Source organism: Serratia sp. Z4 (assembly GCF_009900725.1).
In the GTDB taxonomy this organism is placed as follows: domain Bacteria; phylum Pseudomonadota; class Gammaproteobacteria; order Enterobacterales; family Enterobacteriaceae; genus Serratia; species Serratia nematodiphila.
Genome location: NZ_JAAABD010000008.1, coordinates 1 through 23,682 on the forward strand (window position 1 = coordinate 1; position 23,682 = coordinate 23,682).

Consider the following 23,682-nt stretch of genomic DNA (forward strand, 5'->3'; position numbering starts at 1 on the left):
GAAGCATCAGGATAAGAAGGACCAAGAGATCGAGCAGCAGATGGAGCTGTTGCAGGATTAACTCGAAAATTGCCCCCTTTTAGGGGGCGTCGTGTAAAGCCACCTCCTCAGGAGGTGGTCTTTTACTCCAGACTGCGATGCAGTTGTAACAGCAGACGGTCCATACTGCGATAGCCCAGTGCTTCGCTGAGGTGGTGCCTGTCGAGTTCAGCATCTCCCGCCAAATCCGCCAGCGTGCGCGCCACTTTCAAGATGCGCTGCCAGGCGCGAACCGATAACCCCAGCGTGTTTAATGTTGCTTCCAAAAACTCGGCGTCAGCCGCCTGTAAAACGCAATCTCGTTCCACTTCGCGGTTGCTCAACAACGCGTTGACTTTACCGGCGCGTTCGAGCTGCCGGGCGCGTGCCTGCTGCACCCTTTTCCGTACTTGTTCGCTGCTTTCTCCCTGGGTTTTCCGATGACTGAGCGTACCCGGCGGCAACAACGGTACTTCTATAGACAGATCGAAACGGTCGAGAAAAGGCCCTGACAGCCGGGCCAGATAGCGCAACACCTGCTGCGGTGAGGCGCGATTGTGCAATCCCTGATAATGCCCTGTCGGGCTGGGGTTCATTGCCGCGATCAGTTGCACCCTGGCGGGGAAACAGACCTTGGCGTTGGCACGTGAAATCACGATCTCGCCGGATTCCAACGGCTCACGCAGCGCATCCAGTACCTTACGCTCGAATTCCGGCAGTTCATCCAGAAACAGCACGCCGTTATGCGCCATCGAGATCTCACCCGGTCGCGGCAGTGAGCCGCCGCCGACCAATGCCGCCATCGAGGCGCTGTGGTGCGGTGCGCGGAACGGCCTCTGACGCCATGGTAGAGCGGCGGGAATATGATGCTGCAAGCTGGCGACCGCCAGGCTTTCCAGCGCCTCAGTCTCCGTCAGCGGCGGCAGTAAGCCCGTGAGACGGCTGGCCAGCATGGTTTTACCGGTGCCCGGTGGCCCAATCAACAGTAGGTTATGCCCGCCGGCGGCGGCGATCTCTAATGCCCGCTTGGCCTGTTCCTGGCCGATGATGTCGCGCAGGTCGGCGTTTTCGCACGCGTTGTCTGCATCGGGGGGCGCGGCCGCCACCGGCAGTTCGCCTTGGCCGAGCAGAAAAGCGCAGACTTCCAGCAGGTGTTGGGCAGTATGGGAGTGCGACTGCGCGATCAGGCCGACTTCGGCGGCGTTGTCCGTCGAGAGGATCAGTTGCCGCCCGGCATCAGCCGCCGCCAGCGCCGCCGGGATCGCTCCCCTGACCGCGCGCAGTGAGCCGGACAGCGCGAGCTCGCCAAGAAACTCGTAGCGTGCCAACGGTGCGAGGGGTAACTGCTCGGAGGCGGCGAGGATCGCCAGCGCTATCGGCAGATCGTAACGCCCGCCTTCTTTCGGCAGATCGGCGGGGGCTAAATTGACGGTGATGCGCCGGGCGGGAAAGGTGAAACCGTTGTTGATCAGGGCGCTGCGCACCCGATCGCGCGCCTCTTTTACCGTGGTTTCCGGCAGGCCGACCAGCGTCAGGCCGGGCAGGCCATTGCTGATATGCACCTCCACCGTCACGGAAGGGGCCTGAACGCCGATGATGGCGCGGCTATAGATTAACGCCAGTGACATATCGCTCTCCTTGCTGAGGACGACATGATGCGTGATTCATTCTGGCATTGCGCGGCGTTATTGGTGGTTTTTCTAGGGGGTTCGCAGCGTAATTGGTCATTTTCATCGAAGTAAATGAGATTGTGCGAGCCGCCTCGCATCCTGCGGCAATACCCATTAACAATTCGCTGAAGGCTGCAACACATTAGTGGCCCATACACATTGCAATCATAGGGTTAACGGGTGTATTTAACAATTGATTAAAAGAAAAATCACTTCTTTAACAAGCCCCGACCGCCGCCGCATTCTGCCCGGCAGCCGCTAAACCTCCTGACTTCGTACTCTACGGTAGGGATAACACTATGTTTGGTTGGACCCCGCTGCAACGCAACGCGGCAATCGCCAGCTTTTCAAGCTGGACGCTCGACGCTTTCGATTTTTTCGTGCTGGTATTCTTACTCAGCGACATCGCGCAGTCCTTTCACGTCGGTCTGGAACAGGTCACGTTGGCGATTCTGCTCACGCTGGCGGTGCGCCCGATTGGCGCGCTGATCTTCGGGCGTGCGGCGGAAAAATATGGCCGCAAGCCGATCCTGATGTTGAATATCGTCTTTTTCTCGGTGTTTGAGTTGCTCTCTGCCGCCGCGCCCTCGCTGACGGTCTTCTTGCTGTTGCGGGTGTTGTACGGTGTTGCGATGGGCGGCATTTGGGGCGTGGCGTCATCGTTGGCGATGGAAACCATACCGGACCGCTCACGCGGCCTGATGTCGGGTATTTTCCAGGCCGGCTATCCGTTTGGTTATCTGCTGGCGGCGGTGGTGTACGGCCTGCTGTTCGAAACGGTCGGCTGGCGCGGCATGTTCGTCATCGGCGCGGCGCCGATCCTGCTGCTGCCGTTTATTTATTATTGCGTGCAGGAGTCGCCGGTATGGCTGGCGGCGCGTGAACGCAAAGAGAGCACCGCCTTGCTGCCGGTGTTGAAGAGCCACTGGAAGCTGTGCTGCTATCTGGTGCTGCTGATGGCGGCGTTCAATTTCTTCTCCCACGGTACGCAGGATCTGTATCCGGTGTTTCTGAAAGTTCAGCACGGTTTCGACCCTAAAACCGTCAGTATCATCGCCATTAGCTACAATATCGCGTCAATTATCGGCGGTGTTTTCTTCGGTTCGTTGTCAGAAAAGATCGGCCGCAAAAAAGCGATCATCATTGCCGCGCTGTTGGCGCTGCCGGTGATCCCGCTGTGGGCGTTTTCCAGCGGTTCGCTGATGTTGGGGATCGGCGCTTTCCTGATGCAGTTCATGGTGCAGGGCGCCTGGGGCGTGGTGCCGACCTATCTGACCGAGCTGGTGCCGGCCAACACCCGCGCGGTGCTGCCGGGGTTCGTGTACCAGCTGGGTAACCTGATCGCCTCGGTCAACGCCACGCTGCAAGCCACCATCGCCGAGCATCATGGGCATAATTACGGTCTGGCGATGGCGATCGTCGCCGGTACGGTGGCGGTGGCGATCGCCCTGTTGGTGTTCTTCGGCAAGGATACGCGCGGCAAGGCGATCACCGACGCGGTAGAAAATCCGGGTATGCGCGCCAACGTGTGAAAGAGGGGCGATTCGCGTGAGGTATGACCAGATTGCGCCGAATAATAACGCAAAAAAAGTGTTGTCATGTCGCGCGCGGCTGTGGTACCTCTGTAAGCATTAGTTCTGAATGAGCACAGTGAACAAACCCATTATGAAAGCCTTTGCCCAAGTGATTAGCCTAGTCGTGATTAGCGTGGTGGTGATTATTATCCCACCGTGCGGGGCTGCACTTGGACGAAGAAAGGCTTAGCAAACAAGCCGGAATCGCAAGAGAACCCCCGCACCGTCAGGTCCGGGGGTTTTTTATTGGCAAGAGAAAAGTGGAGCAAGGGGCAGAGCATGAAAAACAGAACAAAATCCTGCAGTTGTCGAAGAAAGGCGGGGAAATAACCATGAATGGCGCTCAGTGGGTAGTTCAAGCGTTGCGTGCGCAGGGTGTGGATACCGTATTCGGCTATCCGGGCGGGGCAATCATGCCGGTGTACGATGCGTTGTATGACGGCGGCGTGGAACACCTGCTGTGCCGCCATGAACAGGGCGCCGCCATGGCCGCCATCGGCTACGCCCGCGCCACCGGCAAGGTCGGCGTTTGCATCGCCACTTCCGGCCCCGGCGCCACCAACCTGATCACTGGCCTGGCTGATGCGCTGCTCGATTCTGTTCCCGTTGTCGCCATCACCGGCCAGGTGGGTTCCGCGCTGATCGGCACCGATGCCTTTCAGGAGATCGATGTTCTCGGCCTGTCTCTGGCCTGCACCAAGCACAGCTTCCTGGTGGAGTCGCTGGACGCCTTGCCGGGCATCATGGCGGAAGCTTTTGCCATCGCCGCAGGCGGCCGTCCCGGCCCGGTGCTGATCGATATCCCGAAAGACATCCAGCTGGCGCAGGGGGACTTGCACCCGCATCTGATGCCGGTTGACGAAGCGCCGGCGTTCCCGGCGGCGGCGTTGGCCGAGGCGGCCGCGCTGCTGGCGCAGGCGCACAAACCGATGCTGTACGTCGGCGGCGGCGTGGGCATGGCGCAGGCGGTGCCGGCGCTGCGTGAATTTATCGCCGTGACCCGCATGCCGAACGTCGCCACCCTGAAGGGGCTGGGCGCGCCGGACGCGCAAGACCCGCTGTATCTCGGCATGTTGGGCATGCATGGCGCCAAGGCTGCCAACCTGGCGGTGCAGGAGTGCGATCTGCTGATCGCCGTCGGCGCGCGTTTCGATGATCGAGTGACCGGCAAACTGAACGCCTTCGCGCCGCACGCCAAAGTGATTCACATGGATATCGACCCGGCGGAAATGAGCAAGCTGCGCCAGGCGCATGTGGCCCTGCAGGGTGATTTGAAAACGTTGCTGCCGGCGTTGCAGCGCCCGCTGGACATCGCCGCCTGGCAGCAGCAGGTGACGGCGCTGAAAGCCGAGCACGCCTGCCGCTATGATCACCCTGGCCAGCCGATCTACGCGCCGCTGTTCTTGCGCCAGCTGTCTGACCGCAAGCCTGCCAACAGCGTGGTGACCACCGACGTCGGTCAGCACCAGATGTGGAGCGCGCAGCACATGACGTTCGAGCGTCCGGAGAATTTCATCACCTCCAGCGGCCTCGGCACCATGGGATTCGGCGTGCCGGCCGCGGTAGGCGCTCAGATTGCCCGCCCGCAAGATACGGTGATCTGCGTCTCGGGCGATGGCTCCTTCATGATGAACGTGCAGGAACTGGGCACCATCAAGCGCAAGCAGCTGCCGCTCAAAATCGTGCTGCTGGACAACCAGCGCCTTGGGATGGTGCGTCAATGGCAGCAGCTGTTCTTCGACGGCCGCTACAGCGAAACCAACCTGTCCGATAACCCCGACTTCCTGATGTTGGCCGCCGCCTTCGGCATTCCCGGCCAGCGCATCAGCCGCAAGGATCAGGTGGAGGGCGCCCTCGAGGCGCTGTTCAACACCGAAGGCCCGTATCTGCTGCAGGTCTCTATCGACGAACTCGAAAACGTCTGGCCGCTGGTGCCGCCGGGCGCCGGCAACGAAACCATGTTGGAGGAAATATCATGATGCAGCATCAACTCTCGATCCAGGCGCGTTTTCGCCCCGAAATGTTAGAGCGCGTATTGCGGGTCGTGCGTCATCGCGGCTTTCAGGTTTGTGCTATGAATATGGTTTCCCCGGCCAACGCCGACAGCATCAATATCGAATTGACCGTTGCCAGCCCGCGCCCGGTTGCCCTGTTGTCATCTCAATTAAGTAAACTGATGGACGTCTCCTGCGTCGAGATCCAGCAGCCAACATCACAACAAATACGCGCCTGAGGCGCCGAGAAGGATAAATAACAATGACTAAGAAAGCCGATTACATTTGGTTCAATGGTGAGATGGTTCCTTGGGCCGAGGCCAAAGTGCACGTGATGTCGCACGCGTTGCATTACGGCACGTCGGTATTTGAAGGGGTGCGCTGCTACGACTCGCACTTGGGGCCGGTGGTGTTCCGCCATCGCGAGCATATGCAGCGCCTGCATGACTCGGCGAAAATCTACCGCATGCCGGTTTCGCAAAGCGTCGACGAACTGATGGAAGCCTGCCGCGCCACGCTGCGCAAGAACAATCTGGTCAGCGCCTACATTCGCCCGCTGGTGTTCGTCGGTGATGTCGGCATGGGCGTCAACCCGCCGGCCGGTTATAAAACGGACGTGATTATCGCGGCGTTTCCTTGGGGCGCTTACCTGGGTGAAGAGGCGCTGGAGCAAGGCATCGATGCGATGGTCTCCTCCTGGCACCGCGCCGCGCCGAACACCATCCCGACCGCGGCCAAAGCCGGCGGCAACTATCTTTCCTCTCTGCTGGTGGGCAGCGAAGCGCGCCGCCACGGCTATCAGGAAGGCATCGCGCTCGACGTGCACGGCTACATTTCCGAAGGGGCGGGCGAGAACCTGTTCCAGGTGAAAGACGGCGTGATTTACACCCCGCCGTTCACCTCGTCGGCGCTGCCGGGCATCACCCGCGACGCGATCATCAAGCTGGCGAAAGACATGGGCTTCGAGGTGCGCGAGCAGGTGTTGTCGCGCGAATCGCTGTACCTGGCCGATGAGGTGTTCATGTCCGGCACTGCGGCGGAGATCACGCCGGTGCGCAGCGTGGACGGCATTCAGGTCGGTATCGGTAAACGTGGCCCGGTGACCAAACAGATCCAACAGGCGTTCTTCGGCCTGTTCACCGGCAAGACAGAAGACAAGTACGGTTGGCTGGATCCGGTAAACCCGTAACGACAAGACAGACAGATAAAAATATCCAGGCGGTTCGTTCGCCGCCTGTCATAAATACATTTGGAGTGAAAAGAGCATGCCTAAGTACCGTTCCGCCACCACCACCCACGGCCGCAATATGGCGGGTGCCCGCGCATTGTGGCGCGCGACCGGGATGACCGACGCCGATTTCGGCAAGCCGATCATTGCCGTGGTCAACTCCTTTACCCAGTTCGTGCCTGGCCACGTGCATCTGCGCGATCTGGGCAAACTGGTCGCCGAACAGATTGAAGCCTCCGGCGGCGTGGCCAAAGAGTTCAACACCATCGCGGTGGATGACGGCATCGCCATGGGCCACGGCGGCATGCTCTATTCCCTGCCGTCGCGCGAGCTGATCGCCGACTCGGTCGAATACATGGTGAACGCCCACTGCGCCGACGCGATGGTGTGCATCTCCAACTGCGACAAGATCACTCCGGGCATGCTGATGGCGGCGTTGCGCCTGAACATTCCGGTGATCTTCGTCTCCGGCGGCCCGATGGAAGCCGGCAAAACCAAACTCTCCAACCAGATCATCAAGCTGGATCTGGTGGACGCGATGATCCAGGGCGCGAACCCGAACGTCAGCGACGCCGACAGCGAGCAGATCGAGCGTTCCGCCTGCCCGACCTGCGGCTCTTGCTCCGGCATGTTCACCGCCAACTCGATGAACTGCCTGACCGAAGCGCTGGGCCTGTCGCAGCCGGGCAACGGTTCGCTGCTGGCCACCCACGCCGATCGCAAGGAACTGTTCCTCAACGCCGGCAAGCGCATCGTCGAGCTGACCAAACGCTATTACGAGCAGGACGACGAGAGCGCGCTGCCGCGCAATATCGCCAACAAGGCGGCATTTGAAAACGCCATGACGCTGGACATCGCCATGGGCGGTTCGACCAATACCGTGCTGCACCTGTTGGCTTCGGCGCAGGAAGGCGAGGTGGACTTCACCATGGAAGACATCGATCGCCTGTCGCGCAAAGTGCCGCACCTGTGCAAGGTGGCGCCGAGCACGCAGAAATATCACATGGAAGACGTGCACCGCGCCGGTGGCGTGATCGGCATCCTCGGCGAGCTGGATCGCGCCGGCTTGCTGAACCGCGAGGTGAACAACGTATTGGGGCTGACCCTGCCGCAGACGCTGGAGGCCTACGACGTGATGCTGACCCGCGACGAAAGCGTCAAGAAAATGTACTCCGCCGGGCCGGCCGGTATCCGCACCACGCAGGCATTCTCTCAGGACTGCCGCTGGGATTCGCTGGACACCGACCGCAAGGAAGGCTGCATCCGCACCCGTGAGCACGCCTACAGTCAGGACGGCGGGTTGGCGGTGCTGTACGGCAACCTGGCGGAAAACGGCTGCATCGTCAAAACCGCCGGCGTCGACAAGGAAATCCTCACCTTCCGCGGCCCGGCCAAAGTGTATGAAAGCCAGGACGACGCGGTAGAAGCGATCCTCGGTGGCAAAGTGGTGGCGGGCGACGTAGTGGTGATTCGCTACGAAGGGCCGAAAGGCGGCCCGGGCATGCAGGAAATGCTTTACCCAACCACCTACCTGAAATCGATGGGGCTGGGCAAGGCGTGCGCGCTGATCACCGACGGGCGTTTCTCCGGCGGCACCTCCGGGTTGTCCATCGGCCACGCTTCGCCGGAAGCGGCCAACGGCGGCCTGATCGCCCTGGTGCAGGACGGCGACATGATCGCGATCGACATTCCTCATCGCTGCATCCAACTGGATGTCAGCGAGCAGGAGCTGGCGGCGCGGCATGAGGCGGAACTGGCGCGCGGCGACGCGGCCTGGACGCCGAAAAATCGTGAGCGTCAGGTGTCCTTCGCGCTGCGCGCCTACGCCTCGTTGGCCACCAGCGCCGATAAAGGCGCGGTGCGCGACAAGAGCAAACTGGGGGGATAAGCAGCATGGCGGTCTCTCAACCCCTACCCAGCGCCCCCTGCGGCGCGGAATATCTGCGAGCGGTACTGCGCTCGCCGGTTTACGAGGTGGCGCAAGTCACCCCGTTGCAGGCCATGAGCAAAATCTCTTCGCGCCTCGGCAACACCATTTTGGTGAAGCGCGAAGATCGCCAGCCGGTGCACAGCTTCAAGCTGCGTGGGGCCTATGCGATGATCGCCGGTCTGGACGAAGAGCAGAAGGCGCGCGGCGTCGTGACGGCTTCGGCCGGTAACCACGCGCAGGGCGTCGCCTTCTCCGGTAAACGGCTGGGCATCAAAACGCTGATCGTGATGCCGGTGTCCACCGCGGACATCAAGGTGGATGCGGTGCGCGGTTTCGGCGGCGAAGTGTTGCTGCACGGCGCCAATTTCGACGAGGCCAAGGCGAAGGCGATTGAACTTTCCCAACAGCAGGGCATGACCTTCGTGCCGCCGTTCGATCACCCGACGGTGATCGCCGGGCAGGGCACGCTGGCGATGGAGCTGCTGCAGCAAGACGCGCATCTGGATCGGGTTTTCGTGCCGGTCGGCGGCGGCGGCCTGGCCGCCGGGGTGGCGGTGCTGATCAAACAGCTGATGCCGCAGATCAAAGTGATCGGCGTCGAAGCGGAAGACTCCGCCTGTCTGCGCGCGGCGCTGGATGCCGGCCATCCGGTGGATCTGGCACGCGTCGGGCTGTTCGCCGAAGGCGTGGCGGTGAAGCGCATCGGCGACGAAACGTTCCGCCTGTGCCGTGAGTATCTGGACGACGTGATCACCGTGGACAGCGACGCTATCTGCGCGGCGGTCAAAGATCTGTTCGAGGACGTGCGCGCCATTGCCGAACCTTCCGGCGCGCTGGCGCTGGCGGGGCTGAAAAAGTACGTCCAGCAGCACAACATTCAGGGCGAGCGTCTCGCGCACGTGCTGTCCGGCGCCAATCTCAACTTCCACGGGCTGCGCTACGTTTCCGAGCGCTGCGAACTGGGCGAACAGCGCGAAGCGCTGCTGGCGGTGACAATTCCGGAACAGCAGGGCAGCTTCCTCAAGTTCTGCCAACTGCTGGGCGGGCGCTCGGTGACCGAATTCAACTACCGCTACGCCGATGCCGACAACGCCTGCATTTTCGTCGGCGTGCGGCTGACGCGCGGCCACGCCGAACGGCGGGAGATCATCGACGAACTCAACGCCGACGGTTACCAGGTGGTGGATCTGTCGGACGACGAGATGGCTAAACTGCACGTGCGCTACATGGTGGGTGGGCGTCCGTCGAAGCCGCTGCGCGAACGGCTGTACAGCTTTGAGTTTCCGGAGTCGCCGGGCGCGCTGCTGAAGTTCCTGCAGACGCTGGGCACGCACTGGAACATCTCGCTGTTCCACTATCGCAGCCACGGCACCGACTTCGGCCGGGTGCTGGCGGCCTTCGAGCTGGCGCAAAGCGAGCCGGAATTCGAGCGGCACCTGCAGGCGCTGGGCTACGATTGCCACGACGAAACCGACAACCCGGCGTTCCGCTTCTTTTTGCAGGGGTGAGCCGGATTGATAAGCAACCGTGACGCATTAGTCAGTTTATGGGTTGCGCGGTTGTGATTTTGTCGTGCATTTTTATACTGCCAAGACTTCTGACGTATAGGGATGCACGACAATGAAAACCGCTTTTTCTACGCCGTTCGGTTCTCCCGAAGACGATTTGACCAACGCCGAGTTTGCCCGCCTGTTGGGCAATACCGGCGTACAAGAATTCTATCGCGATATTAATCTGCAAGCCTTGCAGGACTCGCTGGACTGCAGCCTCGCCTTTCATGGCGTGGGAATTATTTTTTCCGACGGGCAAAACTCATTTTTAGTCCGCCCGACGCAGCACACCGGTTATTCGAACGCTTCGCAGGTCACCCACGTGGTCATCAGCAAAACGGTGGCTCATACCTCGCGCGTTGCCGCGACCAATACGCTGTCGGAAGCGTTGAGTAAACCCAGCGTCAGCAAAGAGTTGGCCTCGGCCGCGCTGTCGTGCGGAACGCTGCTGGTATCGGTATTTTTACTGGCGTCGGGCAGCGTCGCCGTGCCGTTCACCGGCGGCACCAGCTCTGCGGTGGCTTATCTGGGCTATGCCGGCATGGCCGCCAGCGCGCTGCAGTGCGGCAATGGGCTATACCGCGTCAACAAGCTTTATGACGGGAAAGGCGATGAATTGGCGCAGCTCGACTCTGAGCAGTGGTATATCGCCACCAGCACCGTACTCGATGTGATCTCGCTGGCCAGCGCGGGGGCCGCCCTGAAGGAAGCGACGATGACCTACCGCGCCATGCGCCGCATTTCGGCGCGCAAGGCGACGGAATGGCTGAAAAGCATGCCCCGCAGCGAAAGGAAGCGGCTGACCGAAAACATCATTCGAGCGGAAAATCCGGGGATTTCCAATAACGTCTTGAAAGAAATGGTGAAGAACGGCTTATACCCGAAGCGTTACCCGACGGAAGCGATCCAAAACGGGCTGCGTCAGCAATTGCATTCGGCGCTCAATAACGCGTTAACGTTCGTGGGCAGCGGCATCAGCGGCACCCTGTCTGCGCCGGTGAATGTGAAAACCACCGGGCAGTATTTTGTGGGCATTATGCAGAAATTGCCGCAGATGGTGAGGTAATGGCGGACTGGATGATTAAACGCCTGATCGCGCAGGGCCGGGAGATGGAAAGCCAAATCGCGGCGCGCGATCGCGCGCTTTTCGCCGGCGTGGATGCGCAGCTTGAGCAGCATTTCCTGACGCCGGGCCAGCGGCTGTCACCGCCGGGCGTCGGCAATGTCATGTTGCTGATGGTATGCCTGACGCTGGGGCTGGCGGGCGTGATGGGCCTGGCCACGGACGTGGCGGCCGCCTGGAGCGGCAGGACTTCCGCCGCCGTTCTCATGGGCAGCGGCGCGATCGTGGCGGTGTGGATGACGCTGATCCTGTTCCAACTGGTGCAGGGGAAAAACAGCGGGGTGGTATTGCTGCAATATTACCTTGGCATGCTTGGTCTGTGTTGCCTTGGCGCCGCAGTAGCGTGGGCGACGGGCGTGACCGGCATCGCCACCGTCGCCATGTTGCTGGGGGGTGCAGTGGGTGGTGCGCTATTCAGCAATCGGGCGGCGTTCTACCTCTATGTCGCTTATTTTCGCACGCGTCGGCGCGTGTTTATCAAACGCCGTTGGCAGAGGGAAGATCTGCGCAACACCCGATAAATCGTCAGAACGGAAAAGCTTATGACGCAACCTTTCTCCGGCTTTAGTCAGCAGGGCCTGAATTTCCTGCAGCAGGTGCGGATCGAGAATGATAAGGCGTGGTTCGACGGCAACCGCGACATCTACGATCGCGAGCTGCTGGCGCCGTTTCGCGCGCTGGTGGAGCAGCTGGCTCCCGGCATGCTGGCGATCGATCCGCAGTTCGAGACTCGCCCGGCGATCGGCAAAACGCTGTCGCGCATTCATCGCGATACGCGCTTTTCTCATGATAAATCGCGCTACCGCAGCCGCATGTGGCTGACGTTCAAGCGCCCGAGCAAAGACTGGAAAGATGCGCCGGTGTATTTTTTTGAACTGGGGCCAGACATGTTGCGCTATGGGCTCGGCTACTACAGCGCCAACAAGCCGACCATGGATCTGTTCCGCCATACGCTGAGGCAGCGGCCGCAGCCTTTCCTTGAGGTGGCCGCCTGCTGCCGGCCGCCGTTCGAGCTGGTGGGCGAAAGCTACAAGCGCCCGCTGGTGAAGGAGCAGGCGGCGGAGATCGCCACCTGGTATAACCGCAAGTCGTTTGCGGTGATGGTGACCGACAGCGAAGTGGAAAAGCTGTTCAGCGCCGATCTGGCGCCGCGGCTGGCCGGGGCATTTTTGCAGCTTGAGCCGCTCTACCACTGGCTGATGCAGGTAGAGACGATGAAGCAGATCGATCCGGCGGATCTGTAAACCTCGCGTCAGCGGGGATGCAGCAACCGCCAAAAGGCGTCGATCAGCGGATCGCTGAGGCGCTTTTTCTGGACGCAGACCCCCAGCTCGAAGGGTTCGACCATCGAGATGTTATCCAGCTGCGAGATGCGGTTGCGCACCGGCTCCGGGCTGTTATCCACCACCACGCTCGGGATCAGCGCGATGCCGCAGCCCAAAGCGACCATCGACACGATCGCTTCGTGGCCGCCGACGGTGGCGTAAATCAGCGGATTGCTGATGCGGTGGCGGCGGAACCACAGCTCGATGCGTTTTCGCGAAGGGCCGTGTTCCGGCAGGATGAACGGGATCTCGGCCCAGTCGGGCTTGTCGGCAAACGCCTGGCTGCGTACCGCGCAGGGCAGCGCCGGTGCGATCAGCACCAGCGGGATTTCACCGATTTTGGTGAACGCCACGCTGGCGGGCAGCGTTTCCGGCCGGCCGGCGATGCCGAGATCGGCCTCGTTGGACTGCACCTTGTCGACCGCGTCGGCGGCGTCGCCGGTGGTCAGCTTAATTTCTACCAGCGGGTGCTGCGCGCGGAAGCGATCGAGGATCGGCGGCAGGTGGCTGTACGCCGCGGTCACCGAGCAGAACAGCCGCAGTTCGCCGCTCAGCGAAGGGCCGTGCTGGCCGAGCGAGTGCTTCAGCTGCTGATATTGCAGCAGCGTTTGCTGGGCGAATTCTTTCAGCTGTTCGCCGGCGTCGGTGAGCTGCACGGTGCGGTTATCGCGCAGGAACAGCGGCTGCCCGAGGATCTCTTCCAGCCGCTGGATCTGGCGAGAGAGCGTCGACGGGCTGACGTGCATCGCCTTGGCGGTGCGCCCGAAGTGATGGCTTTCGGCCAGATGCAGGAACAGCTTTAAATCACGTAAATCCATATCGATACGCTCGCAGTGAGAGTGTTGCAAAAATTGCAATATCACGTTCTCAATATATCAATTTAAGCAACGCATTTCCTGTTATACATTGAGTTTAACGAATCTCCGCACAGACAGGGCGGGGAATGAAAATAACAATGCAAGACAACATCAAACCGGAGTACCACCATGGCTAACTATTTCAACACATTGAACCTGCGTCAGCAGCTGGCGCAATTGGGTAAATGCCGCTTTATGGCGCGCGACGAATTTGCTGACGAAGCCGGCTACCTGAAAGGTAAAAAAGTGGTGATTGTCGGCTGTGGCGCCCAGGGCCTGAACCAGGGGCTGAACATGCGTGACTCCGGCCTGGATGTCGCCTATGCCCTGCGTAAAGAAGCGATCGACGAAAAGCGCGCTTCCTGGCGCAAGGCGACCGAAAACGGCTTTAAGGTCGGCACCTACGAAGATTTGATCCCGCAGGCGGATCTGGTGGTTAACCTGACCCCGGACAAGCAGCACTCTTCCGTGGTGCGTGCGGTGCAGCCGCTGATGAAAGACGGCGCGGCGCTGGGGTATTCCCACGGCTTCAACATCGTTGAAGTGGGCGAGCAGGTGCGCAAAGACATCACCGTGGTGATGGTCGCGCCGAAGTGCCCGGGCACCGAAGTGCGCGAAGAGTACAAGCGCGGCTTCGGCGTGCCGACCCTGATTGCGGTTCACCCGGAAAACGATCCGAAAGGCGAAGGCATGGCGATCGCCAAAGCCTGGGCGGCGGCGACCGGCGGCCACCGCGCCGGCGTGCTGGAATCCTCCTTCGTCGCTGAAGTGAAATCTGACCTGATGGGTGAGCAGACCATTCTGTGCGGCATGCTGCAGGCGGGTTCGCTGCTGTGCTTCGACAAGCTGGTTGCTGAAGGCGCCGATCCGGCTTACGCCGAGAAACTGATTCAGTTCGGCTGGGAAACCATCACCGAAGCGCTGAAGCAGGGTGGCATCACCCTGATGATGGATCGCCTGTCCAACCCGGCCAAGCTGCGTGCCTATGCGCTGTCCGAACAGCTGAAAACCATCATGGCGCCGCTGTTCCAGAAGCACATGGACGACATCATTTCCGGCGCCTTCTCCAGCGGCATGATGGCCGACTGGGCGGAAGACGACGTGAAACTGCTGACCTGGCGCGAAGAGACCGGCAAAACCGCGTTCGAGAATGCGCCGCAGTTTGAAGGCAAGATCAGCGAGCAAGAGTACTTCGATCATGGCGTGCTGATGGTGGCGATGGTGAAAGCGGGCGTTGAGCTGGCGTTCGAAACCATGGTCGATGCCGGCATCATTGAAGAGTCGGCTTACTACGAGTCGCTGCACGAGCTGCCGTTGATCGCCAACACCATTGCGCGTAAGCGTCTGTATGAAATGAACGTGGTCATCTCCGATACCGCGGAGTACGGCAACTACCTGTTCGCCAACGCAGCGGTGCCGTTGCTGAAGGACTTCATGACCACCCTGCAGGCGGGCGATTTGGGCAAAGCCGTGGCGGGTACGGCGGTGGACAACGCGCAGCTGCGCGACGTGAACGAAGCGGTGCGCAGCCACCCAATCGAAACCGTCGGCCGCAAACTGCGTGGCTACATGACCGACATGAAACGTATCGCCGTTGCGGGCTGATTTTCCGCAAGATAAAAAACAAAAGCCGGCTGCAATGCCGGCTTTTTTATGCCTGCGGCGGCGCGATCAGTTGCCGTTCAAGGCCGCGCCGGATCGCGTGTTTGGCGTTGGCGACCCCCAGCTTACGCACCGCATTGCCGATGTGAAACTTCACCGTGCCGGTTTTGATCCCCAGGATCAGCGCGATCTCGTTATAGGTTTTGCCCTGGCTGGCCCAATAGAGAATTTCCCCTTCGCGCGGCGAGAGCCGATCCTTTCGGCCAGCCTCGGCGCTGGCCAACGCAAACGCGTGCTGGTGGGTATCGACCAAGACCATCTGCAGGCTGGCCCTTTCTTCCGCCATTAGCTGCCGCAGTTCGGCGTCATCGGCCGCCGTCGCGCTGATCGACAAGATCGCCAGGTTGTTGTCGTGATCGTGCAAAACAAAGCTGCAACCGTGCACGATGTCGTACTCCCGCGCCTGGCTGAAGATCTTCCGGTAATGCCGATCCTCGGTGGTGAGGGCGGTGTCGTGCCACATAAAGGGCGCACAGCGGCTATGGGCGGCGCGCACGACGGGATCGATGTGCTGATAGCGATTGGTACTGTAGATGTCCAGCCATTCTTGCGGGTAGTTCGATACCAGCAGATGGCGATCGGGATGGTGTTTGTTGAAGGTCAGGTAAGCGTATTTGAATTGGCTGAAGGCCTGTAGCCGGCCGTCAAGATGCAGTCTTGCGGCGACGGCGTTGGCGAATGTGGCGGCCATCGGTAACCTCCCTGTCGTTCGGCGGCTCAGCCCGACCTGCACCAAAGTCCAGCTAGTCAGTGCGGCGGATTGAAATTTATACTCGGCTAATAAATTCAAAAAGACGGCAATGCCAAGACCCGAGCTTAGCAGCTCTGGGCGGAAATAAGCCAACGCCAGGGAAATTCTTTCAATCATCCTCTGATCAATGCTTCTGGGATCCATTGCGTGGGCGGCGGGGGTGACTTCGCCGCCGCCTTATTGATTATGCGGGCATCGCCGCTGCGGGAATGATGGCGCCGCGATGTTGGATCACCGTCGCAGCAAGCTGGTGGCCGCGCTGCGCCGCCTGCTGGGCACCGCCACCGTTCAGGCGCACCGCCAGGTAGCCGGCGCTGAAAGAGTCGCCCGCCGCGGTGGTATCCACCACGCGCTCCGGCGGCAGCGCGATCGCCGGCACCTCAAGCTTCTCCCCTGCCATACTGAACACCAGACAGGCGTGCGCGCCGCGTTTGATGACGATCTCGCCGACGCCGAGCGCCTGCGTGCGCGTCACTATCTGTTCAACCGGCTGCGCTCCCCACAGCAATTCTTCGTCATCCAGCGTCAAAAAGGCGATGTCGGTGCAGGCCAGCACCTCGCGGTAGGCCTGCTGCGTTTCCTCACGGCTTGGCCACAGGCGCGGGCGGTAGTTATTGTCGAAGATCACCTTGCCGCCGTTGGCGCGACAGCGGCGCAGTAACGCCAGCAGCTTCGTGCGGTCGGCAGGCGCGAGGATCGCCAGGCTAATGCCGCTGAGGTACAGGTAATCGAACTGCGCCAGCCGCGCGCACAGTGCGTCGGCCTGCGGTCCGGCAAGCCAATAGCGGGCGGCGGCGTCATTGCGCCAATAGTAGAAAGTGCGTTCGCCGGCGGCGTCGGTTTCGATCACGTACAGGCCCGGCAGCTTGTTGTCGAATTGCTGAATCAACCCGGTCTCGATCTTCTCCTGCCGCCAGGCCTGCAGCATCTCGCCGCTGAAGCTGTCGGTGCCGAGCGCAGTGACGTAATGCACCTGCAACGTCTGTTTCGGCATTTGGCGGGCGAGGTAGACGGCGGTGTTGAGGGTATCGCCGCCAAAGCCGCGCGTCAGCTGTGCGCCCTGCTGCGACAGCTCGATCATGCATTCGCCGATCACGGCGAGGTTTCGGATAGTCATCGTCAATAAGCCCTGGCTAAAGAAGAAGCATCAGCCACCAGTCTCCACGCAAGGCGGTAAGGGAGTCAATAAATTAAAACAGTGTTTTAATTTTTTATGATCGCGATCGGCCAACGCCAACAGGGTGAAGAGGAAAGCGTGCGGCAATTCGTGCTTAAAGTTTTACGCGGCGTGGCCGATAAGTTGGGTAAAGAAACAGCGGCAGCGCTCTCACTTCCCCGCCACGGCGATAGTACCGATGATAACCAATCTGATCTCGGGTCTGCTGGCACCCTGTTTTGCCCTCTATGCCTGCGCCAAATCGCGGCGCTACTGGCGGCAATGCCGGCGCTTGTATACCTTCCAGCCGATTTATCGCACCAGCGGCGCGCTGTTGGCGGTGGAACTGCTGACGGCGGTATATCACCCGAATGAGCCGGACAAGCGGCAATCCCCGGAACACTATTTTGCCTCGCTCGGCGTCGCCCAGCGTTTGCGGGTGGTTCAGGAACAGCTGGCGTTGTTGCAGCGCTGGCAGGCGTTGTTCACCCGCCATGCGGTGATGGTATCGGTCAATATCGACGGCATCGCGCTGCAAGCATTACAGCGTCATAGCGCCTTGCAACGGCAGATCGCCGAGATGCCCTATCTGCGCTTCGAGCTGGTGGAGCACGCCGCAACGGCATCAAGCCGCCCGCTGCAGCAGATTGTCGGCGGCGAGCGGCTGTGGCTGGACGATTTCGGCAGCGGGCTGGCCAACTTCTCCGCCGTCGGCGCCTGGCGCTATCAATACATCAAGGTGGCGCGTGAATTGTTTACCTTGCTCAAACAGTCGGAAGAGGGCGTCCAGCTGCTCGGCACCCTGATCAAGATGATGAACCAGCACAGCGACGGGGTGATCGTCGAGGGTGTGGAAACCGAACAAGAGTGGCGGCTGGTGCAGCGCTCCGGCGCGTTGGCCGCCCAGGGCTACTACCTTTCCCGCCCGGCGTGCTTTGAAACGCTGCACAGCGTGCCGACGCTGTTCGCCGCGCCCGGCGCGCCGGCGTGAACTCCGGCCTATCCTCAGCTAGGCTTAAACGGGGCTGCTAACTCCTTTTCCTTTCATTCGGCAGCCCGATTTATGCGCTGAGGGAGCCGCTATGACAAGAACAGGAAAGGTTTTCAGCTGGCTGGGCGGCATTGTGCTGCTGCTGATCGTCGCGCTGGCGATCTTCATCGCGACCTTCGACTGGAATCGACTCAAGCCCACCATCAACGACAAAGTGTCGGCCGAACTGCGGCGACCGTTTGCCATTCGCGGCGATCTGGGCGTCGACTGGTCGCGCAATCCGGATGAGGGCGGTTGGCGCGCCTGGGTGCCCTGGCCGCATATTCACGCCGAAGACGTGTGGCTGGGTAATCCGAAAAACATGCCCGGCGACAGCATGGTGACGCTGCAGCGCGTCGACGCCAGCATTGCGCCGCTGGCGCTGCTGGGTAAAGAGCTGCTGATCCCGCGTATCTGGCTGAAGCAGCCGAATGCTTGGTTGCAACGCCTGGCCAACGGCGACAACAACTGGACGTTTGACCTGGCCGCCGGCCAGGATCCCAAGCAGCCGCCTTCCGACTGGTCGTTCACCGTTCATGACATCGTATTCGACAAGGGGCAGATCGCCTTTAAAGACGCCACGCTGAAGGCGGATTTCCGCGCCGTCATCGATCCGCTCGGCAAACCGTTGCCGTTCAGTGAAGTGACCGGCAAACAGGGCGGCGACAAGGCCGCCACCCCCGATTACGTTTTCGGCTGGCAGGTGAAGGGCAAATATAACGGCGAGCCGTTGAGCGGCAGCGGCAAGATTGGCGGCATGCTGTCGCTGCAGAGCGCCGATTTGCCCTTCCCGCTGCAGGCCGATGTGCGCTCCGGCAGCACCCGGGTGGTGGTCGCGGGCACCTTGTCCGATCCGCTGAACCTCGGCGGCCTGGATGTACAGCTGAAATTTTCCGGTGAAAGCCTGAGCAACCTCTATGGCCTGACCGGCGTGTTGTTGCCGAATACCCCGCCGTATGCGACCGATGGCCATCTGACCGCCCGCCTGCATCAGCCCGGCGGCGCGGTGTTCGAGTACCAGAAATTCGACGGAAAAATCGGCGACAGCGACATTCACGGCAGCTTGAAGTACGTTGCCGGTAAACCGCGGCCCACGTTGAGCGGCGCGGTGAACTCCCGGCAGCTGAGGTTGGCGGATCTGGCGCCGCTGATCGGCGCGGACTCCAACGCCGCCAAAGCCGGGCGCGGCGAGAAAAGCCGTCAGCCGGCGGATAAGGTGCTGCCGGTCGAACAGTTCGATACGCAAAGCTGGAGCAAGATGGATGCGGACGTGAAGTTTGCCGCCGCGCGCATTGAACGCGGCAGCGATTTGCCGCTGAGCGATCTGGCCACGCACCTGAAGCTGAACAATGGCGAACTGCGCCTGGATCCGCTGCGCTTCGGCATGGCGGGCGGCAGCCTGAACGCCGTCGTGCGCCTCGACGGCGGCAAAAAGCCGATGCGCGGGCAGGTGGATATGCATGCACGCAAACTTCAGCTTAAACAGCTGTTGCCGAACGTGGAGGCGATGAAGCGCAGCCTCGGGCAGATGAACGGCGACGCCAGGTTGACGGGCAGCGGCAATTCGGTGGCCGAGCTGCTGGCGACCAGCAACGGCGACCTGCGCCTGCTGATCAATAACGGGGTGATCAGCCGTAGCCTGATGGAGATCCTCGGTCTGAACGTCGGCAACTATCTGGTGGCGCAGCTGTTCGGTGACGACGTGGTGGGCATCAACTGCGCGGCGGCGGACGTCGGCATCCGCAGCGGCGTCGCCGCGCCGCGACTGTTTGTGTTCGACACCGAAAACGCGGTGATCAACATCACCGGCAACACCAACCTCGCCACCGAACGGCTGGATTTGTCCATCGATCCGGAAAGCAAGGGTATGCGCGTGCTGACTCTGCGTTCGCCGCTGTACGTGAAAGGCACCTTCAAGCACCCCGACGCCGGGGTCAAAGCCGGGCCGCTGATCGCGCGCGGCGCGGCGGCGGTGGCGTTAGGGGCAGTGCTGACGCCTGCGGCGGCGCTGCTGGCGCTGGTCTCGCCCAGTGAAGGCGGCGAGGAGAACCCGTGCGGGCAGATCCTGCGGGAGATGAAAGGCAAAAAATAATCAGGCGCGCGGCGGCGGCGTGAGCAGCCGGCAGTCGTGATCCTGGATCTCTTCCGCCGAGGCCAGGGTGAACGGCAGCAGGCTGCGCTCGGTTGCCAGCAGCAGGAAATCGCCGTCCGGCAGCGCGGTCATCGCCAGGCCGAAGCTGCCCATGCGCCCGTCGGCGCGCGGCAGGCCGGAGGCCAGCAGGCGGAAGGCGCCCTGTTGTTCCAGTTCAGCGGCGGTCACCCGCCGCCCCAGATAGTCATGCCCCAACAGGCCGCCGGGCAGCGGTTGCCATTGCTTGATGAAATGGGGGCCGATTTGCGCCAGCCGCTGTTTTACCGCCGGCAGCAGGCAGGAGATATGGATGTGCAGCTGGTTTTGCGTGCGGCCATATTCCGAATTGATCGCCAGGGAAATATCGCCGTCGTCGATCGGTTTGCCATAGCGTTCCGCCATCACGTGGCGCGCGCGCCAGGCCTGCGCGAAGAAATTCGGCGTGGCGGCGTCCAGCACCGCCGGGCTTTCGATACCGGTGATTTTGGCGCTGGGCATCAGCAGGTATTGCAGCGGCCCGTTGCGATCTTTAAACACCACGAAACCGGCCTGCACATCCACCTGCGCGCAGGGCGCCGGGTTGTCGTGCGCCTGCTGATTGGGCAGACATTGCTGGCTGACGATACGCCACAGCGCATCGGGATGGTCGGGTTTCAACCCGTAAAAGAGCGCGATGGCGAGAGCCGCCAGCAGCGCCACGCAGACAAATACCCCACGACGCAGAGACATCGGCCGATCCTGTTACCGAGAGAAACATTCAGCATAGCCCGGTTTTATGACAGGAAACGAACACCGCGTGCGGCCCCCGCAGTGAGGGGGCCGTAGGGGATCACAGCGACTGATGGCGGGTTTCTTTCATCAGCAGCAGGGCCAGCAGCGTCAGCCCGGCCATCGCCGCCAGGTACATGCCGACGTAGAACAGTCCGTAGTGGGCCGCCAGCCAGGTGGCGATATAAGGCGCCACGGACGCGCCGAGGATCGACGCGACGTTGTAGGAGAACGATGCGCCGGTATAGCGCACTTCGGTAGGGAACAGCTCCGGCAGCAGCGCGCCCATCGGGCCAAAGGTCAGCCCCATGATGCTCAGGCCGCACAGCAGGAAGCCCATCACCAGCGCCTGGTTGCCGGAACCCAGCAGGGTCGGGAACAGGAACGCGAAGCCGATCATCAGCAGGGTAATGGCGATCATGGTCTTGCGGCGGCCGAACGCGTCCGCCAGCAGACCGGCGATCGGCACCATCACGCCGAAACCGATCACCGCCACCATCAGCATCCACAGGAAGCTGTTGCGGGAGTAACCGAGCCCGAGCGGCTGCGGCGCGGTGCCGTAGGTCATCGAATACACCGTCATCAGATAAAACAGCGTGTAGGTCGCCAGCATGATGAAGGTGCCGAGGATGGTGGCTTTCAGATGCTTGCTCAGCAGCGTGCCGAGCGGCACTTTCACCTGTTTGCCGGCCTTGGCCACTTTGGCGAACACCGGCGTTTCATGCAGCGATACCCGCACGTACAGGCCAATCAGCACCAGCGCCGCGGAGAGGATGAACGGCACGCGCCAGCCCCATTCCATAAACTGCTGGTCGCTCAGCAGCCATGAGAGCAGCAGGAAGGTGCCGTTGGCGAAGAAGAAACCGATAGGCGCCCCTAACTGGGGGAAGGAGCCGTACAGCGCGCGCTTTTTGGCCGGCGCGTTCTCCGTCGCCAGCAGGGCTGCGCCGCCCCATTCGCCGCCCAGCCCCAGCCCCTGCCCAAAGCGCGCCAGCGCCAGCAGGATCGGGGCGAAGATGCCGATGGTTTCATAGCTCGGCAGCAGGCCGATCAGCACGGTGGAAATCCCCATGGTCAGCAGCGAGGCGACCAGCGTCACCTTGCGCCCCACGCGATCGCCGAAGTGGCCGAACAGCGCAGAGCCGATAGGGCGCGCGACAAAGGCGACGGCGAAGGTGGCCAGCGACTGCAGCGTCGCGGTGGTCGGGTCGCCCTGCGGGAAGAAGATGTGCGGGAACACGATCACCGCGGCGGTGGCGTAGATGTAGAAGTCGAAAAACTCGATGGCGGTGCCGACCAGCGAGGCGACGATGACTTTCCCGCGGGAGTTCACCGGTGTGGACGCGTCGTCGGCGTCGAGTGGGGGTGCGATGGTGGCTTGCATATCTATTTCTTATTGTTGGAGGGGGTAAAAATCCATCTTAGTGACAGCATTCGGCCTTTTCAACGCGGGAACTTTGGGCAATGACCCCGCTAACCGGTTAAAAAGACTAATGTTTTATCTGGCTTGTTTTCTGCAGCGTTAAACGTTGAGAAAGGGCTTTCGTACAGAGGGAATGGCTGTAAAAGCGGCAAAGAAAAGTGATTGGGTAGTCTGTTATGCTGGTTTTTCGGATCGCGTGCCGCGTTATTTAGATGTATTGACTGGTTTTCTGGCTGATATCCAGAGGAAAGTGCCGGTGTGTGCGATAACACCGGCACGATCGCATGGCTTCAGCGCGCCGGCGGCTCGCGTTCCGGCACGGCTTTGTCGCCTTGGTAGTCGGCGGTGGCGATCCAGGCGGCGCAAAACAGCGTCAGGCGGGCGAAGAAGTAGAAGAACGCCATCAGCCCGATCACCGAGCCGAAGGCCGCGCCGGAAGGCGATTTCGCCACCTGCGGCAGCGTCATCGTCATCACGAACTTGATCACCTCAAAGCCGATAGCCGCAAGCAAGGTGCCGCGCAGCAGCGCTTTTTTCTTCGGTTTGTGGCGCGGCAGCATCCAGAAAATCCACAGGAACAGCAGATAGTTGGCGAAGATCGAGATCGACAGTGCGATCGTCGTCAGCGCCGGCCGCAGCCATTCGATGCCGTCCAGCCCCAGCGCGTTGACGATCGCCGCCTGCGCCGAGCCGGCGACCGAGGTCAGCGACAGCGTGATGATCAGCGCGACCACCAGGCCGGTCAGCGAGATGAAGTCGCGGGTGTACTTGAAATAGATTTTCTCCTGATCCTGCGGATTGCGCTCCCAGACGTCACGCGACTGCGCGCGGATCGCTTCGCGCAGGTTGCCCATCCAACTGATGCCGGAATAGAGCGCCAGCGCCAGGCCGGTCAACCCCACGGTGGTGCGCTGCTGAATGGCGGTATTGACGGTGTTCTTCAGCGTGCTGGCCAGCGTCGGATCGCTGATGCTGCCGACGATCCGGTTGATCAAGCGGGCCAGCAGATCCGGGTTGGAAGCCAGCACGAAACCGGCGGCGGCGAACGACACCATCAGGATCGGGATCAGCGAGAGGAATGAAAAATAGGTGATGGCGGCGCCGAACTGGCTGCCCAGCCGATCGTTAAAGCGTTCGGCGGCGCGCAGCAGGTGCGCCACGCTCGGCCAGGCTTTGATGCGTTCAATCAGACGTGAAAAACCGCTAATGCGGCGGTCGAGCGTCTCATGGCCGGTCTTGATGGCGATAAGCGGCTTCGGCGGCGTGTCTTGTGCGGGCTGGCGGCGTTCCTGGTCTGGTCCTGTAGGCATTACTTCACGATTTCCTTAACGTTAAACGGCATGTATCAGCGTTGATTATAGCCAAAGCCCTGCGGCGTTTTGAGCGCCGGGGCGGCAAACGGTCAATTCCCGAGCTTAACGCGTTAGCGCCCGGCATGAAATGCCGGGGATGGCGCGATAGGTAAAATTCCTATGAAAACCCCGTGGCGCCT

The 23,682-nt window shown here is 61.3% G+C and carries 20 protein-coding genes; 13 read left to right on the forward strand and 7 right to left on the reverse strand.

What is annotated here, in order from left to right; genetic code table 11:
- Positions 1-122: 122 nt before the first annotated feature.
- Positions 123-1,646 carry a YifB family Mg chelatase-like AAA ATPase gene (locus GT753_RS21290; RefSeq protein WP_044030088.1) on the reverse strand — a complete coding sequence of 508 codons (1,524 nt, stop codon included), beginning with the start codon at positions 1,644-1,646 and terminating at the stop codon, positions 123-125.
- 341 nt (positions 1,647-1,987) lie between these two features.
- Here GT753_RS21290 and GT753_RS21295 point away from each other — a divergent pair, with 341 nt between their 5' ends.
- From GT753_RS21295 to GT753_RS21340, 10 genes are all read left to right on the forward strand, one after another.
- Positions 1,988-3,220: an MFS transporter gene (locus GT753_RS21295; protein ID WP_004929950.1), complete on the forward strand. Its 1,233-nt coding sequence runs from the start codon at positions 1,988-1,990 to the stop codon at positions 3,218-3,220.
- A 133-nt stretch (positions 3,221-3,353) separates the two neighbouring features.
- Positions 3,354-3,452: an ilv operon leader peptide gene (gene ilvL / locus GT753_RS21300; RefSeq protein ID WP_013814970.1), complete on the forward strand. Its 99-nt coding sequence runs from the start codon at positions 3,354-3,356 to the stop codon at positions 3,450-3,452.
- A gap of 142 nt (positions 3,453-3,594) precedes the next feature.
- Positions 3,595-5,241 carry an acetolactate synthase 2 catalytic subunit gene (gene ilvG / locus GT753_RS21305; RefSeq protein ID WP_075685519.1) on the forward strand — a complete coding sequence of 549 codons (1,647 nt, stop codon included), beginning with the start codon at positions 3,595-3,597 and terminating at the stop codon, positions 5,239-5,241.
- Complete coding sequence (gene ilvM / locus GT753_RS21310) at positions 5,238-5,495, forward strand: acetolactate synthase 2 small subunit (RefSeq protein ID WP_004929955.1); 258 nt, start codon at positions 5,238-5,240, stop codon at positions 5,493-5,495. The genes ilvG and ilvM overlap by 4 nt, the downstream gene beginning before the upstream one ends.
- A gap of 23 nt (positions 5,496-5,518) precedes the next feature.
- The gene (locus tag GT753_RS21315; RefSeq protein ID WP_004929958.1) at positions 5,519-6,445 is read left to right on the forward strand and encodes a branched-chain amino acid transaminase; all 927 of its coding nucleotides are present in this window, start codon (positions 5,519-5,521) and stop codon (positions 6,443-6,445) included.
- Positions 6,446-6,521: 76 nt separating this feature from the next.
- Positions 6,522-8,372 carry a dihydroxy-acid dehydratase gene (ilvD, locus tag GT753_RS21320; RefSeq protein WP_160125930.1) on the forward strand — a complete coding sequence of 617 codons (1,851 nt, stop codon included), beginning with the start codon at positions 6,522-6,524 and terminating at the stop codon, positions 8,370-8,372.
- A 5-nt stretch (positions 8,373-8,377) separates the two neighbouring features.
- Entirely contained in the window at positions 8,378-9,922 is a 1,545-nt protein-coding gene (gene ilvA / locus GT753_RS21325; protein WP_015379394.1) for a threonine ammonia-lyase, biosynthetic, read from the forward strand.
- A gap of 112 nt (positions 9,923-10,034) precedes the next feature.
- Positions 10,035-11,030 (forward strand): hypothetical protein, encoded by a 996-nt coding sequence (locus GT753_RS21330; RefSeq protein WP_025304642.1) that lies wholly within the window; start codon positions 10,035-10,037, stop codon positions 11,028-11,030.
- Positions 11,030-11,608, forward strand: coding sequence for a hypothetical protein (locus tag GT753_RS21335; RefSeq protein WP_118892640.1), 579 nt, complete (start codon positions 11,030-11,032; stop codon positions 11,606-11,608). Before GT753_RS21330 ends, GT753_RS21335 begins: the two co-directional genes overlap by 1 nt.
- A gap of 21 nt (positions 11,609-11,629) precedes the next feature.
- Positions 11,630-12,331, forward strand: coding sequence for a DUF2461 domain-containing protein (locus GT753_RS21340; protein WP_004929969.1), 702 nt, complete (start codon positions 11,630-11,632; stop codon positions 12,329-12,331).
- Between the two features lie 8 nt (positions 12,332-12,339).
- Here the strand turns inward: GT753_RS21340 and ilvY are convergent, their stop codons facing one another.
- A complete protein-coding gene (ilvY, locus tag GT753_RS21345; protein ID WP_004929971.1) occupies positions 12,340-13,230 on the reverse strand; it encodes an HTH-type transcriptional activator IlvY in 891 nt (296 codons plus the stop codon).
- A 168-nt stretch (positions 13,231-13,398) separates the two neighbouring features.
- Between ilvY and ilvC the strand changes: the two genes are divergently transcribed.
- A complete protein-coding gene (ilvC, locus tag GT753_RS21350) occupies positions 13,399-14,874 on the forward strand; it encodes a ketol-acid reductoisomerase (RefSeq protein ID WP_004929973.1) in 1,476 nt (491 codons plus the stop codon).
- Between the two features lie 46 nt (positions 14,875-14,920).
- On the opposite strand, the gene GT753_RS21355 is transcribed toward ilvC, so the two are convergent.
- Together GT753_RS21355 and GT753_RS21360 are read right to left on the reverse strand one after the other, a co-directional pair.
- On the reverse strand, positions 14,921-15,622 hold the full coding sequence (locus GT753_RS21355; protein ID WP_044030082.1) for a LuxR family transcriptional regulator: 702 nt from the start codon (positions 15,620-15,622) through the stop codon (positions 14,921-14,923).
- Between the two features lie 244 nt (positions 15,623-15,866).
- A complete protein-coding gene (locus GT753_RS21360) occupies positions 15,867-16,799 on the reverse strand; it encodes a sugar kinase (protein WP_099982189.1) in 933 nt (310 codons plus the stop codon).
- Between the two features lie 238 nt (positions 16,800-17,037).
- Between GT753_RS21360 and pdeH the strand changes: the two genes are divergently transcribed.
- Both pdeH and GT753_RS21370 read left to right on the forward strand, forming a co-directional pair.
- Positions 17,038-17,829 (forward strand): cyclic-guanylate-specific phosphodiesterase, encoded by a 792-nt coding sequence (gene pdeH / locus GT753_RS21365; RefSeq protein WP_021505226.1) that lies wholly within the window; start codon positions 17,038-17,040, stop codon positions 17,827-17,829.
- A 91-nt stretch (positions 17,830-17,920) separates the two neighbouring features.
- On the forward strand, positions 17,921-19,960 hold the full coding sequence (locus GT753_RS21370; protein ID WP_160125931.1) for an AsmA family protein: 2,040 nt from the start codon (positions 17,921-17,923) through the stop codon (positions 19,958-19,960).
- Here GT753_RS21370 and GT753_RS21375 read toward each other — a convergent pair whose 3' ends face one another.
- The 3 genes from GT753_RS21375 to yhjD all read right to left on the reverse strand — a co-directional run bounded on the left by GT753_RS21375 (position 19,961) and on the right by yhjD (position 23,500).
- Positions 19,961-20,728, reverse strand: a complete 768-nt coding sequence (locus tag GT753_RS21375; RefSeq protein WP_004929983.1) for a CDP-diacylglycerol diphosphatase — start codon at positions 20,726-20,728, stop codon at positions 19,961-19,963.
- Positions 20,729-20,828: 100 nt separating this feature from the next.
- Entirely contained in the window at positions 20,829-22,151 is a 1,323-nt protein-coding gene (locus GT753_RS21380; protein ID WP_004929985.1) for an MFS transporter, read from the reverse strand.
- A gap of 329 nt (positions 22,152-22,480) precedes the next feature.
- Complete coding sequence (gene yhjD, locus GT753_RS21385; protein ID WP_160125932.1) at positions 22,481-23,500, reverse strand: inner membrane protein YhjD; 1,020 nt, start codon at positions 23,498-23,500, stop codon at positions 22,481-22,483.
- Between the last annotated feature and the right edge of the window lie 182 nt (positions 23,501-23,682).